Source organism: Brevundimonas sp. (assembly GCF_016463485.1).
In the GTDB taxonomy this organism is placed as follows: Bacteria; Pseudomonadota; Alphaproteobacteria; order Caulobacterales; family Caulobacteraceae; genus Brevundimonas.
This window is the reverse complement of the sequence record NZ_JAEMRD010000017.1, coordinates 25,179-39,168: the sequence shown is the minus strand read 5'-3', so window position 1 is coordinate 39,168 and position 13,990 is coordinate 25,179. Positions and strand designations below refer to the sequence as shown.

Below are 13,990 nucleotides of genomic sequence, written 5' to 3'. Positions count from 1 at the left end.
CCGGTGCGGCCGATGCGGTGGACGTAGTCGTCGGCGTGGTGCGAGACGTCGTAGTTGAAGACGTGGCTGACGTCGGGGATATCGAGCCCGCGCGCGGCGACGTCGGACGCCACCAGCAGTTTCAGTTCGCCCGAGCGGAAGGCCGCCAGGGTCTTGGTGCGCAGCGACTGATCCAGATCGCCGTGGATCGGCGCGGCGTCGAAGCCGTGCTGCTTCAGCGACTTGGCGACGACGTCGACCTCGGATTTCCGATTGCAGAAGACGATGCCGTTCTTCACGTCGTCACGACCGATCAGGGCGCGCAGGGCGGCGCGCTTCGTCTTGGGATCAGTGTTCGGGACGCGAACAATATACTGGGTGATGGTCTCGGCCGTCATGGCCGGGCGCGACGCCTCGATCCGGGTCGGATCCTTGAGGAAGGCCTGGGTCAGACGGGTGATCTCCGGCGGCATGGTGGCCGAGAAGAACAGGGTCTGGCGCTTGGGCGGGGTCAGTTTGAAGATGCGCTCGATGTCGGGGATGAAGCCCATGTCGAGCATCCGGTCCGCCTCGTCGACGACCATCAGTTCCACGCCGTTCAGCATCATCTTGCCGCGCTCGAACAGGTCCAGCAGACGGCCGGGGGTCGCGATCAGGACATCGACGCCCTTGTTCAGCGCCGCGACCTGATCGCCCATGGAGACGCCGCCGATCAGCAGCACCCAGGTCAGCTTGGTCCCCTTGGCATATTTCTCGAACGACATGGCGACCTGGTCCGCCAGTTCGCGGGTCGGGGCCAGGACAAGGGCGCGGGGCATGCGGGCCCGGGCGCGCCCCTTGGACAGGCGCTCGATCAGGGGAAGGGTGAAGGCGGCGGTCTTGCCGGTGCCGGTCTGGGCGATGCCGAGGACGTCGCGGCCGGCGAGGGCCACGGGAATGGCCTGGGCCTGGATTGGGGTGGCGGTGGTATAGCCGGTGTCGATGACGGCTTGCAGGGTCGTGGGCGAAAGGCCCAGTGCGGAAAATTCGGTCATGTATCCTTGAGGACGGTGGGGCGCACCCATCGGGAGTGCGTGTTGCGATGATTGCGGAACCGCCCCTCGATGGGCGAGCGGGCGGCGCGAATTCGCCAGACCTGTCCCGAAACGTGGCCCGCATATAGATGCCCCTACGCCAGAGTCAAGTATTGGGGCCGGTCACGCCCGACTTGGCATTTCGTGAATATTTGTTAAGACTTCGCGCCGTCAGGAGCGAAGGGGTTGATTGTGAAGCACTTTATCTGGGTACTGACGGTTGTTTCATGCCTGGCGGGTGCTCCGGCGTCAGCCGGGATGAACGACGCCTTCAACAACACGGTGATCTCGCGCTACCCAGACGGCGGCTGGGTCAAGCACTGGTTCAACCGCGACGGCACCTATTCGGCCGAGTTCTCTGACGGGCGTCGCATCCGAGCGACCTGGCGGGTCGAGGGCGAGCGCGTCTGCCTGAACGGCATCCGCCCGTCCTTGATGATGATCTCGCGCTTCTGTTCTCCCCTGATCGAAGCCGATCTGGGCGACACCTGGCCGTCGCGCGATCCGCTGGGGCGCCGCGTGCAGAACGTGCTGGCTCCGGGACGGTAGTCGCGGGAGTCCGGACTCCATTTTAGAGTCCGAGGAGTCCGAGGAGTCCGGACTCAATTTTAGAGTCCGAAGAGTCCGAAGAGTCCGGACTCTCTACGAGCCCGACCGACCGTCTGTAATGTCAAAGACCGTTCTGGCCGCAGTCTACCACACGCCGGAAAGGCGCCAGGTCGACGGAAGCGAGAATGCCGCAATCCCCTGTACGGCAAGGGATTGGCGGATCGAGGATTGCAACTTCGGGCCGCGTTCGACCGCTCCGCGACGGCGTGGCCTCTAGGTGCCGGCCAGGGCGCGCCAGGCCACATAGGCGGCGACCATCAGGATCAGGCCCGCAAACAGGGTGCGTCCCAGTGCGGCGTTCGACCCGAGTTTCCTGGCCAGGGGCAGTCCGGCAGCCGTGCCGGCCAGACCCCCCACAGTCATGGCTGCCACGAGGCCGGGATCGACCCAGCCGGACAGGGCATAGTTGCCCGCCGTCGTGGCACCGAGAGCCGCTACGCTGAGCAGGGAGGTCGCCTGGGCGGTCGCCAGCGTCATGCCGGTCGAGGCCATCAGCCCGGGCACGATCAGAAAGCCGCCCCCGATGCCGAAGAAGCCGGCCGCAGAGCCCACGCCTGCCCCCGCCAGACTGACTCGGGGGGACATGGCCCAGTTCAGACGGGGCTCAGGCCGGGCCACGACGGCCCTTTGTCGCAGCATGGATGCGCCGACCGCCGCCATGGCCACGGCGAAGATCAGCAGCAGTTGATGGCCGTCGATGGTCTTGGCGACCGAAGATCCGATCCACGCCCCTGCGGCCCCCGTAACGGCGAACAGGGTCGCACAGGGCCACCGCACCCGACCCGCGCGGGCGTGCCCGGCCAGGGCCGTCAGGGCGTTGAGGGCCACGCCCGCCGCCGATACGCCGATCGCGACGTGGGGATCGGCGACACCGACGACATAGAGAAGCAGGGGCACGGCCAGCACCGATCCGCCTCCGCCGAACAGCGTCAGCAGCAGGGCCACGACGCCACCACTCAGCATCGCCAGCAGGAGAGGGATCAGGTCGGTTGTCATGGCATCACCCGGCCCTCAGCGCCTGGCGGTTCCAGGGCATGGCGGCCAGAAGCCGGGCCATGCCGCAGAAGCCGGTAGCACCGGCGAAGACGAGGCCGGCGCCGACAAAGGCCGACAGGCCCCAGAAAGCCGGATGCACCAGAAACCCAAGGACCGCGCCGATCAGGACCAGCCCGCCGGCGGTGATCTGGACCTGGCGCATCAGTTCGATCGGTTGGGAGGTGTCGGCCCTTGTGGGCAGACCATGGGATTTCCAGGCTTCCAGCCCGCCTTCCAGAACGAAGGCCTCGCCCGGCACACAGCCGGCCAGTTTCACGCCGTTCACGCCCGTCCGGTTGCCCGTCCGGCAGGTGAAGATCACCTCGCGTTCGCCATGGTCCGCCACCGAGACGGCGTCGATCCGCGATAGAGGCATGGCGGCTGCGCCTTGAATGTGCTCGCGGGCGAACTCGTCCGTCTCGCGGATATCGATCAGGATGGCCCGACGCGTCTTCAGGCGCTCGGCCACCTCGGCGGGTTTCAGGGGGATCAGGGCTGTCATCGGATCATTCCTTGTCTTGTGAAGTCGGGGGACAATAAATCTCGGCCAGGACAGCGATGACCTTCAGCACCGCAGGATCGGCAATGCGGTAGAAGATCGTGGTGCCGTCACGACGGGTGTCGACCAGCCCCTCCTCGCGCAGTTTCGCCAGATGCTGCGAAAGGGCCGACTGCGACAGGCCGACGGCGGGCATCAACTCACCCACCGACAATTCGCGGTCGCCCAGCTGGCACAGCACCATCAGACGCTTCTCGTTGGACAGGGCCCGCAGCAGGCCGGCGGCCTGACCGGCGCTGGCCTGGAACTGTTCGAGGGGGAGGGCGTGGGGATCGATCATGTCGCCAATATATTCGTACTTGCTAAATAAGCAATAGCTAATATATGGCGGTCTCAGAGGAGATCACGCACATGGCTGCCCATCCCGACGTCCGGGGCTTTTTCGACCCCGCCACCCACACGGTGACCTATCTGGTCAGCGATCCAGCCACCGGTCAGGCTGCGATCATCGACCCGGTTCTGGACTATGAAGCCGCCACGGCGCGCACCTCAACCGTTTCGATCGACGCGGTCATGACCGCTGTTCGTGAGGCGGGCCTGACCCTCGTCATGGTGCTGGAGACCCACGCCCACGCGGATCACCTGTCGGCCGCAGACCACCTGCGTCGGACCCAGGGCGTCCCGATCGGCATCGGCGAGAGCATCACCGCCGTCCAGGCGATCTTCGGTCCCCTGTTCGACGCGCGGGATGTGACGGCCGACGGCGTTGCGTTCGACCGGCTGTACGCCGACGGCGACACCTTCGCGCTGGGCGACCTGGCGGTCGAGGTGATCCACACGCCCGGCCACACCCCGGCCTGCGTCAGTTACCGGATCGGCGACGCCCTGTTCACAGGCGACACCCTGTTCATGCCCGACTATGGCACCGCACGCGCCGACTTCCCCGGGGGCGACGCCCGGACCCTGTACCGTTCGATACGCAAGCTTCTGGCCGTGCCTGATACGACGCGGGTCTTCGTCGGCCATGACTATCTGCCGGAGGGGCGTTCCGATTTCAGGTTCGAGACCACCGTCGGCGAACAGGCCGCCCGGAACATCCACGTCGGGGCGGGTACTTCCGAAGAGACATTCGTGGCGATGCGAGAAGCGCGCGATGCGACCCTGAGCGCGCCCCAGCTGATCCTGCCGTCACTTCAGGTCAACATTCGCGCCGGCGCGATGCCGCCCGCTGAACCGGACGGCCGGGTGTACCTCAGGATGCCGCTCAACGTGATCTGATCCAGGCCTGCCTCACGCGGCATGGATCACCGCCCGCCCGGCTTCTGCTCCAGGCCGTAGATGGCCTCGACCGTCTCCTCGGCCTTGGCGGCGATCAGAGTCTGGGCGTCGTAGAGGCCGCGGTTGTAGAAGGCAGGACCCAGGTCGCGGGCGATGAAGGCGATCAGCATCTCGGCCGGCAGGACGCCGAGGTCGGTCTCAAGCTCGTCGGCGAAATAGGTCTGGAGGCGACGGACCATGTCGCGCAGTTCTTCCTTGGAGAAGGCGATGGGTTTCATGAGGGGCTCCGCAGGCTGATCGTTGGGAGCGTGTCGCCCCCTCCGTCACGGCGCAAGAGGCGCCGCGCCACCTCCCCATGCTGCGCACGGGGAGGAGAAGTCAGCTGACCTCAGCCAAAGCCTCTTCCGCCGCGACCCACGCCTGTTCGGCGGCGTCGAGGTCGGATTGGGTCTTGGCGCGGGCGCGGGTCAGGCCTTCGAGGGCCTTGGGATTGCTGAAGGCGGCGTTGGCCATGTCGTCGTCGATGCGAGCGATCTCGGCGGTGAGCTGAGCCATGCGTTCCTCGGCCTTCTTGACCCCGTGGCGCAGAGTCGACGGCGAGGGGCCCGACTTCTTGTCGTTCTTCTTGCCCTTGTTGTTCTGCCCCCCACCACCTTGAGAGGGCGAGGCCGCCGCCTCTTCCTTTTTGATCTGGCTGGGCTTGACCGAGGCGGCCTTGGCGCGGTCGAGGACGAATTTGGCGTAGTCGTCCATGTCGCCGTCATAGGGTTTCACCGTGCCGTCGGCGGCCAGCCACAGCCGGTCGGCGACCATCTCCATTAGCGACCGGTCGTGGGTGATCAGGATGACGGCGCCCGAATAGTCGTTCAGCGCATCCAGCAGGGCCCGGCGGCTGTCGATGTCCAGGTGGTTGGTCGGTTCGTCGAGGATCAGGACGTGGGGGGCGTCCATCGCCACCATGTTCAGCAGCAGGCGCGCGCGTTCACCGCCCGACAGGCTGTCGACCGTGGTCTCCTGCTTCTCGTAGCCGAGGCCGAACTGGGCCAGTTTGGAGCGACGGGCGGCTTCGGAACCGTCCGGCATGGCGCGGCGGATGATCTCCAGCGGCGTGTCGGTGGGGTCCATGGCCTCGATCTGGTGCTGGTGGAACCAGCCCACGCGCATCTTGCGGTCGCGGTGCAGTTCGCCTTCGGAGACTTTGAGGGCGCCGGCGATCATCTTGGCGAAGGTCGACTTGCCGGCGCCGTTGACGCCCAGCAGGCCGATGCGGTCGTCCAGATCCATCCGCAGGTTCAGATTGCGCAGGATCGGCCGGCCCGGCTCATAGCCGACATTGGCGCGTTCCAGCCGGATCAGCGGCGGCGCCAGGGGCCGCGGCGGCGAGGGCAGGGTGAAGGGGGCGACGCGCTCCTCGATCGTGGTCGAGACCGGCTGCATCTTGGCCAGACGCTTCATGCGCGACTGGGCCTGGGCGGCCTTGGAGGCCTTGGCCTTGAAGCGGTCGACGAAGGATTGCAGGTGGGCGCGCTCGGCGTCCTGCTTGGCCTTGGCCGAGAGTTGCAGGCGGGCCTTCTCGGCGCGGGCCTGTTCGAACTGGTCGTAGTTGCCGGTGTAGAGCGTCAGATTGTGGTTCGCGAGGTGCAGGATGTGTGTGCAGACCTCGTTCAGCATCTCGCGGTCGTGGGAGATGATCAGGGCGGTGTGCGGGTATTTCTTGAGCCGCGCCTCAAGCCACAGGGCGCCTTCCAGATCGAGGTAGTTGGTCGGTTCGTCGAGCAGCAGCATGTCCGGCTCGGCGAACAGGGCCGCCGCCAGGGCGACTCGCATGCGCCAGCCGCCGGAGAATTCCGACATCGGGCGCTGCTGGTTCTCCTGATCGAAGCCGAGGCCGACCAGGATTTCAGAGGCGCGGGCGGGGGCTGCGTCGGCGTCGATCTCGATCAGCCGCGACCAGATCTCGCCCATCTCCTCCGGCTCGGCGGTTTCGAGGCGACCCAGCAGGGTGTGACGCTCGACGTCGGCCTCAAGGATAGTGTCCAGAACGCTGACGGGGGTCGCCGGGTGTTCCTGATCGACCGAGCCGATGCGGGCGGTCTTCGGCAGGCTGATCTCGTCGCCGCCGGCCTGAAGCTCGCCTAGGATCAGCTTGAACAGTGTCGACTTGCCGATGCCGTTGCGGCCAACAAGGCCGACCTTGGCACCGGGCGGCAGGCTGACGGAGGCGTCCACAAGGAATTTGCGGCCCCAGGCGTTGAACGTCAGGTCGGTGATCTGGAGCATGAAAGAACGAAGACCTGGGCTCGTCCCGCAATCAGCGCGGCGCTCGAAAGGCGCGCATCCGGGACACAAAAGGGAGGTAGTTGGAAACTAGGGAGGGCGCGTCTATAAGCCCCCACCTTCAAACTCCCAAACAAGAAGTCTTCCCATGACCGAACGCACCTTCTCGATCATCAAGCCCGACGCCACGCGCCGCAACCTGACCGGCGCGATCAATGCCGTGATCGAACAAGCCGGCCTGCGCATCGTCGGCCAGCGCCGCATCAAGCTGACCGAGGCCCAGGCCAAGAAATTCTACGACGTCCACGCCGAACGCCCCTTCTACGGTGAGTTGGTCAGCCAGATGATAGCCGAGCCGGTCGTGGTCCAGGTCCTGGAAGCCGAAGGCGCCGTCGCCAAGTATCGCGAAGTCATGGGCGCGACCAACCCCAAGGACGCCGCCGACGGCACGATCCGCAAGCTGTTCGCCCTGTCGATCGGCGAGAACTCGGTCCACGGTTCGGACAGCGACGAAAACGCCGCGATCGAGATCGCCCAGTTCTTCACGGACGCCGACATCGTCGGCTGATCGCGTTCCGGATCGCACCGCGACGGTGCGATAGCCGACATTCACGGCCCGTCCCCGGAACCGGGGGCGGGCCGTTTCGTTGGGTCTGTACGCTTTCCTCCCCGAGCGAAACTGGAGATTCGACCATGAAGACGATCCTCAAGATGGCCCCGCTCGTCGGCGTCGTGGCCCTGCTGGCCGCCTGCGGCACGACCATGGAACAGCGCGCCGCGACCGGCGCGATCGGCGGTGCCGTCGCCGGCCAGGTGATCGGCGGCGATACGAAGTCTACCGTCGTCGGCGGCGTGGCCGGCGCGGCTGTGGGCGCAGCAACCACCCCGCGTCGCCCGAACTAACAGCGGTCGCGTCCGGAAAGACAAAAGGCCCCGGGAGCGATCCCGGGGCCTTTCTTCTTGGATTATCGGCCGGTCGACCTGCCTTAACCCAGGGACCTGGGGTTGGCCCTACCAGATCACCGCGCGCGCGGCCGGGGCCACGTACTGTTCGTCGCCGGGCTTGACGCCGAAGGCGGTGTACCAGGCCTCGATGTTGCGGACCGGGACGGTGGCGCGGACGCTGGCGGGGGAGTGGGGGTCGCTGGCCAGTTGCTGTTGCAGAGCGGCATCGCGGGCCTTTTCGCGCCAGACCTGGGCCCAGCCGAGGAAGACGCGCTGGTCGCCGGTGAAGCCGTCGACCACGGGCGCGGGCCGGCCGTTCAGCGACAGGTGATAGGCATCCAGCGCCATGAGCAGCCCGCCCAAGTCGGCGATGTTCTCGCCCATGGTCAGATCGCCGTTCACGTGGACGCCCGGCAGGGGGAAGGTCGCGTCATACTGGGCACCCAGTACCCGGGCCCGCGCCTCGAACGCCGCGCCGTCGGCGGGGGTCCACCAGTCGCGCAGTGTTCCGTCGCCATCGACCTTTCGCCCCTGATCGTCGAAGCCGTGGGTGATCTCGTGACCGATGACGGCACCGATACCGCCGTAGTTGACCGCCGGGTCGGCGGCCGGATCGAAGAACGGGGCCTGCAGGATGGCGGCCGGGAAGACGATCTCGTTGCGGGGCGGGTTGTAGTAGGCGTTGATGGTCTGGGGCGTCATGCCCCACTCCAGCGGGTTCACCGGCTTGCCCAGTTTCGACAGCTGAAAGGCCCATTCGAAGGCCCCGGCGCGTTCGACGTTTCCGTAAAGGTCGTCGGCGCGGATCGTCAGGCCGTCATAGCTGCGCCATTCGTCGGGATAGCCGACCTTCACCCCGAACTTCGACATCTTGTAGAGCGCCTGGGTCTTGGTCTCATCGCTCATCCATTCCAGGCGCTTGATCCGCTCGGTCATGGCAGCGCGAAGATTGCCGACCAGGATTTCCATCGCGGCCTTGGACGAGGCGGGGAAATGGCGGCGGACGTACTCCTTGCCGAGCGCCTCGCCCAGCGAGCCGTCGACGGCCGCGACGGCCCGGTTCCAGCGCGGACGCTGGGCCGTGGTGCCGTTCAAGGCCGTACCGCGGAAGGCGAAACGGGCGTCGACGAAGGCTTTCGACAAGGTCGGCGCCGCCTGATCGACCAGGTGGAAGGCCTGATAGGCGCGCAAGGTATCAAGGCTGGTGGCGGCGAAGATGCGCGCCAGTTCGGGCACGGCGGTGTTCTCGGTGACGACGGTGTGGGCGGTGGTCGGCAGGCCGGCGGCCCCGGCCCAGGCGGCCCAGTCGAACTCCGGAGCGGCGGCCGCGAGCTCGCCCAAAGTCATGGGGTTGTAGATCTTGTCGAGCTGGCGCGTCTGGACATTGGTCCAGGATTTTTCGGCCACGGCGGTTTCGAAAGCCACAATGTCGGCGGCGGCCTTCGCAGGATCGGGCCAGCCGATCATGGTCAGCATCTGGGCCACATAGACCTGATAGGCGGCCTTCTTCTCGGCGAAGGCCGCTTCGAGGTAATAGTCGCGGTCGGGCAGGCCCAGACCCGCCTGGCCGATGTAGGCGCTGGAGGTGTCCGGATCCTTCAGGTCCTCGAAGACGGCAAGGGCGAACAGGCTGGCGCCGGGCCGGCCGAAGGTGGTGCCCATATAGCGGGCGACGTCGGCGCGGGTCGTCAGGCCCCGGATGGCGGCGAGCTGGGGCTGGAGCGGCTGAACGCCCAGGGTCTCGACGCGGGCTTCGTTCATGTAGCTGGCGTAGAAGTCGCCGACGCGCTGGGCTTCCGGGGACGACGACGGATTGGCGGCGCTGTCCTCGATGATCGACTTCAGCTGCTGCTGGCTCTCGTCATACAGGACGTGGGCGACGCTCCAGGACGGGCGGTCGGCGGGAATTGTGGTCGCGTCCAGCCAGCCGCCCGAGGCGTAACGGCCGAAGTCCGCGCCCGGCGAGGCCGAACGGTCCATGGTCAAGGGATCGAAGCCCCAGGTTCCGATGACGGCGTGGGCCGGACGCGCAGCGGGCGACTGGGTGCCGGGCATTTCGGCGAGGGCCGGCACGGCGGCGACCAGGGCGAGAGCGGCCGTGGCGGCGAGAAGCAGGGAATTGCGGGTCATGGAGCGCCTGTTGAAAGATCGGCGCGGAGACTGATCCTCACGACGGCATTTGTCGCCGGAGAATCCGCAAGATTACGAAAGTCTAATCCTTCTCCCTCCCCCTTGTGGGGAGGGACGGCCGAAGCGGAGCGCAGGCCCGGGTGGGGCCGTGCTGGACGTCACTCCGCGCGTTCGGACCCCACCCTGGTTCGGCTTCGCCTCACCGTCCCTCCCCAAAAGGGGGAGGGAGAAGGCCAGCGCAAAACTCGCCCAGAATCGCAGGATAAAGCCCGTGTTCCGCCACGCGCACCCGCTCGCTCAAGGTCTCTGCGGTGTCCCCCGTCAGAATCGGCACGCGCGCCTGACCCAGGATCGGACCTTCGTCGACGCCGTCGGTGACGAGGTGGACGGTGCAGCCCGCCTCCGCATCCCCCGCAGCGATGGCGCGGGCGTGAGTGTCGACGCCCGGATAGAGGGGCAGAAGGGAGGGATGGATGTTCAGCATCCGCCCGGCCCAGGATCGCACCAGCCAAGGCGTCAGAATGCGCATATAGCCGGCCAGGGCGATGACCTGGACGTCGGCCTGGATCAGCGCGTCGTGGACGGCACGTTCGTGGCCCTCGCGGTCCTTGCCGAAGGGGCGGTGGTCGATGGCGAGGGCGGTGACGCCCTTGGCCTCGGCGATCGCGAGGCCGCCCGCATCGGGGCGGTTGGAGACGACCAGCACGACCTCATGGGACGCGCCCCCTGCCCTCTCCGCACCGGCATTGGCCGCATCGATCAGGGCGGCCATGTTGGAGCCGGCCCCCGAAATCAGGACGGCGATGCGGACGGGCTGGGTCATGGGGCTCAGGTCGCGGGCGCGGGCACGGGGACCTCGGACACGAAGGCCCCCGCCGGTCCCGGGAAGACGATCGGGCTCTCATAGCCGTCGGCCGACACCGACGAAACGCCGAAGAAATAGTCGTCGATCGGGATGTCCTTGAGCACCAGCGACGCCGAGGCCCCCGCCCAGCGGCTGTGGGTCCATTGCGGCGCAGTGGTCGAGCGCCACCAGACGCGGTATCCGGCGGCCCCCGGAACGGCGGTCCAGCTCACGGTGGTATCTGGCGAGACGTTGCCGGCGATCGTCACGCCGGTCGGCACCGACGGCGCTGAGGCGAGCGCCGCCATGCTGACGATGTTCAGCCGCGCCACCTGACCCAGGTAGTCGAAGTCCATGAACTCGATCGTGTCGCCATAGACGATGCCATTCTCGGTCCGCAGGTCCTGGTGCTGGTGGTGATAATGCTCGGCACCCTCGGTGATGCGGACGGCGGGGAAACCGGCACGCAGCATCTCGACCTGATCACCTCCGCGGCCGAACCGGTCGGTGCGATAGATCATCTCGACGTCGAAATTGGTCAGGTAGCGGTCGGCGATGCCGTCGACGAACCGGGCCAGGTTGCGCGAGGATGAGTCGACCTCGCCGCCGTTGTAGCGGCGGGTCGCGGCCTGTTCCGGCGTCTCGACGGTCTTGGTGCCCTCGGAGAAGACGCGGACGCGGGTGGTGTCACGCACTCCCGATTGCCCCCGAGAGTTGCCGACGATGTCGTTGTTCAGGTTCGCCTCGACGACCCAGCCTTGCGCCTTGGCATAGTCGGCCAGGATCTTGCCGCCCAGAAGCCCCTGCTCCTCGCCCGACAGAACGGCATAGACCAGAGTGGCCTCGAACTTCGATTTCGACAGGACGCGAGCGGCCTCCAGCACGGCGGCGACGCCAGACGCGTCATCGTTTGCGCCCGGTGCGTCGGCGGTGGCGTTCATGACGTCGGTGACGCGGCTGTCGATATGGCCCGAGATGACGATGACGCGGTTGGGATCGCCGGTGCCCTTCTGGATGGCCAGGACGTTGACGACCTCGGTCGGGGTGGGCACCCGGCGGCCGGTGACGGTGTCGGCCGGCAGGGCGATCTCCAGGCAGTTGCCGCACTCGGCGTCGATGGCGCGGAACTGACGCTCGGTCCAGCGGCGGGCGGCGCCGATACCGCGTGTCTCCGAGGCCGTCTCCGACATCGTATGGCGGGTGCCGAAGCCGATCAGGGCGGTGACGTCGGCGCGCATCCGCTCGGGCTGGACCTGTGCGGCAACAGCGTGGAGGGCCGCTTGTTCGGGGGCGGCGGCGGTCTGGGCCTGGGCCGCCGTCGCAAGGAGGATGGGCGGAGCGAGCGAGAGGGCGAGGATCAGACCGGGAATACGCAAGGCAACCTCCACAAACGAACGCGGCGGACCTTGCCGGGCCGGGCCCGGAAGATCAACGGCGTCAGCGGCTCTAGGTGTCGCCCGTCGCCGGTGCCGGTACCGCCGCTGCTGCCGCAGCCCGTGGCCGACGCCGCCGCATCGCGCCGATCGGCTCCTCCAGCCCTTCGAGAACCGCCACGGCCGCCGCATGTCCCTCGGCGACGACGGGGTCATAGACCTTCCAGTCCCGGATATCGGCACCCGACGGCCTGGGCAGGATCAGGACGTCGGTGTCCCTGCGCGAGCGTTCCAGCTCCGCGTCGCTGGTGATCGTCGCCGACCGCATAAGGATGGAGACGATGGGCGGGCCCGCCTTCCACTTGCCGGAGAGAAGCCAGCGCCACCAGGACGGCGGATTCTCCAAGGCTCCCGGATCGACGCCCCGGGCCTGGGACATGTCCGAACCGATCACGGGCCCGGCGTTCAGCTGGCGCATCACGTCGGTGGGGAAATTCTTGATCACCGCCCCGTCCACCAGAACCTGGCCGTTGATGACCACGGGCGGCATGACCCCGGGGATCGAGATCGAGGCCCGCATGGCGCGACGCAGAAGGCCTCGTCGATGAACCTCGATACGGCCCGTCGTCAGGTTCGACGACACGGCAAAGAACGGCAGCGGCAGGTCGGCGATGTCGATGTCGCCGTAGGCCTCCTCCAGCAGGCGCGCGACCTTGCCCGCTCGGGTCATGGCGACCAACGGTATCGAGATATCCGAAAGGGGGTCGGACACCACGAAGGCCTTCCGGATACGCGTCTCCAGCTCGTCGTCGCTCCAGCCCAGGGCGGGACCGGCGGCGACCACCGCCCCCATCGACGACCCACCGAAACTGTCGAGCACCACCCCGGCCTCGTGCAGGGCCCGCACCACACCGATATGGGCATAGGCCCGCGCCCCGCCGCCCGACAGCACCAGGCCGATCGACGATCCGGTGATGGTCCGGGCGATCCGGGCCGCGTCCTCGGCATGGCCTTCCCGCGCGTGATACCAGCGGCCCGGGTTCAGGGCGTCCAGCCAGGCGGCCGTGTTGGCCGGCATGGCCATGCGGGGATCGCGCAACAGGATCAGGTCGGTGAACTGGGCCCCGCGCCAGGCCGGAGACGCCGGTGCCGCAGGCCTGGCCGGCGGGGCCATCAGGGCGCTGCCGACCACGAACAGCCGATCGACCTGACGGGCGCACAGGGCAGCCCAGGACGGCTCGTCCTGTTCGGCGACATAGAGGACGAAGTCGTGGCTGTCCTCGACGCGCGAAAACCATTCCGACACCGAGCTGAGGGCCGTCTGGTCGATGACCTGACAGGTATAGCCCTGCGCCTCGATACAGGCGGCTATGCGCTCGACGAAGGCGCGGATCGGGCCGGGGCGGGCGGAGACGAAGCCGAACACGCTGGGCTCTGCGCCGGCCGAGGCGCGCTCGCGGGCCCGGCTCAGCATCAGCCGCGACAGCTCGATCATGACCTCGGGATGGGTGCGGATGGCGTCGAAGAAGACGTCGCGCGGCAGGGCCAGAATCTCGGAATCCCGCAGGGCCACGACGTCGGACGAATGGGCGGTGCCGGCGATCAGCGCCATTTCGCCGACCGGTTCGCCCGGCCGGATGACGCCCTGGAACTGCGGCGGCTGGCCCTCTTCGTTGCGGAACACCCCCAGCCGCCCCGACCGCAGCAGATACAGACTGTCGGCCTCGTCGCCCGCGTTGAACAGGGGCTCGCCCCCGGTCAGGGCGAACCAGCTGGCCTTGGTGTCGCGCGCCGCGAAGACCTGGGCGAGGGCGGCTTCCAGAGTGTCGGCACGGGGCGGAGGACGGCGAGCCATGTCTGAGTGATCGGTCCCGGCGGTGGTTTGGCGACCACCGGCATAGACCGGTTCGCAGGCCTTGTCCTCAAGCGTTGCCGCCGAGGGCGGGTT

General features: G+C 67.5%; 14 protein-coding genes. 4 read left to right on the top strand and 10 right to left on the bottom strand.

Annotated features, from left to right (window positions below):
- Positions 1 to 1,013 (bottom strand): DEAD/DEAH box helicase (locus tag JHC99_RS04685; protein WP_292152298.1); only part of this gene is annotated, 1,013 nt, incomplete at its 3' end.
- A gap of 297 nt (positions 1,014 to 1,310) precedes the next feature.
- On the opposite strand from JHC99_RS04685, the gene JHC99_RS04680 reads away from it, so the two are divergent.
- A complete protein-coding gene (locus JHC99_RS04680; RefSeq protein WP_292152297.1) occupies positions 1,311 to 1,601 on the top strand; it encodes a hypothetical protein in 291 nt (96 codons plus the stop codon).
- Between the two features lie 273 nt (positions 1,602 to 1,874).
- Here JHC99_RS04680 and JHC99_RS04675 read toward each other — a convergent pair whose 3' ends face one another.
- From JHC99_RS04675 to JHC99_RS04665, 3 genes are read right to left on the bottom strand one after another with little or no spacing between them, the layout of a single operon-like run.
- Positions 1,875 to 2,657: a sulfite exporter TauE/SafE family protein gene (locus tag JHC99_RS04675; RefSeq protein WP_292152296.1), complete on the bottom strand. Its 783-nt coding sequence runs from the start codon at positions 2,655 to 2,657 to the stop codon at positions 1,875 to 1,877.
- A gap of 4 nt (positions 2,658 to 2,661) precedes the next feature.
- Positions 2,662 to 3,198, bottom strand: coding sequence for a rhodanese family protein (locus JHC99_RS04670; protein WP_292152295.1), 537 nt, complete (start codon positions 3,196 to 3,198; stop codon positions 2,662 to 2,664).
- 4 nt (positions 3,199 to 3,202) lie between these two features.
- Positions 3,203 to 3,535 (bottom strand): metalloregulator ArsR/SmtB family transcription factor, encoded by a 333-nt coding sequence (locus JHC99_RS04665; RefSeq protein WP_292152294.1) that lies wholly within the window; start codon positions 3,533 to 3,535, stop codon positions 3,203 to 3,205.
- A 71-nt stretch (positions 3,536 to 3,606) separates the two neighbouring features.
- Here JHC99_RS04665 and JHC99_RS04660 point away from each other — a divergent pair, with 71 nt between their 5' ends.
- Positions 3,607 to 4,473 carry an MBL fold metallo-hydrolase gene (locus tag JHC99_RS04660; protein ID WP_292152293.1) on the top strand — a complete coding sequence of 289 codons (867 nt, stop codon included), beginning with the start codon at positions 3,607 to 3,609 and terminating at the stop codon, positions 4,471 to 4,473.
- A 26-nt stretch (positions 4,474 to 4,499) separates the two neighbouring features.
- Here JHC99_RS04660 and JHC99_RS04655 read toward each other — a convergent pair whose 3' ends face one another.
- Entirely contained in the window at positions 4,500 to 4,751 is a 252-nt protein-coding gene (locus JHC99_RS04655; protein ID WP_292152292.1) for a DUF2164 domain-containing protein, read from the bottom strand.
- A 100-nt stretch (positions 4,752 to 4,851) separates the two neighbouring features.
- Positions 4,852 to 6,753, bottom strand: a complete 1,902-nt coding sequence (locus JHC99_RS04650) for an ABC-F family ATP-binding cassette domain-containing protein (RefSeq protein WP_292152291.1) — start codon at positions 6,751 to 6,753, stop codon at positions 4,852 to 4,854.
- Between the two features lie 145 nt (positions 6,754 to 6,898).
- Here JHC99_RS04650 and ndk point away from each other — a divergent pair, with 145 nt between their 5' ends.
- Both ndk and JHC99_RS04640 read left to right on the top strand, forming a co-directional pair.
- Positions 6,899 to 7,318: a nucleoside-diphosphate kinase gene (gene ndk, locus JHC99_RS04645; RefSeq protein ID WP_292152290.1), complete on the top strand. Its 420-nt coding sequence runs from the start codon at positions 6,899 to 6,901 to the stop codon at positions 7,316 to 7,318.
- A 125-nt stretch (positions 7,319 to 7,443) separates the two neighbouring features.
- A complete protein-coding gene (locus JHC99_RS04640; RefSeq protein WP_292152289.1) occupies positions 7,444 to 7,653 on the top strand; it encodes a glycine zipper 2TM domain-containing protein in 210 nt (69 codons plus the stop codon).
- A gap of 108 nt (positions 7,654 to 7,761) precedes the next feature.
- Here JHC99_RS04640 and JHC99_RS04635 read toward each other — a convergent pair whose 3' ends face one another.
- From JHC99_RS04635 to JHC99_RS04620, 4 genes are all read right to left on the bottom strand, one after another.
- Entirely contained in the window at positions 7,762 to 9,825 is a 2,064-nt protein-coding gene (locus tag JHC99_RS04635; protein ID WP_292152288.1) for a M13-type metalloendopeptidase, read from the bottom strand.
- 199 nt (positions 9,826 to 10,024) lie between these two features.
- Positions 10,025 to 10,648 (bottom strand): phosphoribosylglycinamide formyltransferase, encoded by a 624-nt coding sequence (gene purN / locus JHC99_RS04630; protein WP_292152287.1) that lies wholly within the window; start codon positions 10,646 to 10,648, stop codon positions 10,025 to 10,027.
- A gap of 5 nt (positions 10,649 to 10,653) precedes the next feature.
- Positions 10,654 to 12,045 carry a M28 family metallopeptidase gene (locus JHC99_RS04625; RefSeq protein WP_292152286.1) on the bottom strand — a complete coding sequence of 464 codons (1,392 nt, stop codon included), beginning with the start codon at positions 12,043 to 12,045 and terminating at the stop codon, positions 10,654 to 10,656.
- Between the two features lie 70 nt (positions 12,046 to 12,115).
- Positions 12,116 to 13,897 (bottom strand): patatin-like phospholipase family protein, encoded by a 1,782-nt coding sequence (locus JHC99_RS04620; RefSeq protein ID WP_292152285.1) that lies wholly within the window; start codon positions 13,895 to 13,897, stop codon positions 12,116 to 12,118.
- Between the last annotated feature and the right edge of the window lie 93 nt (positions 13,898 to 13,990).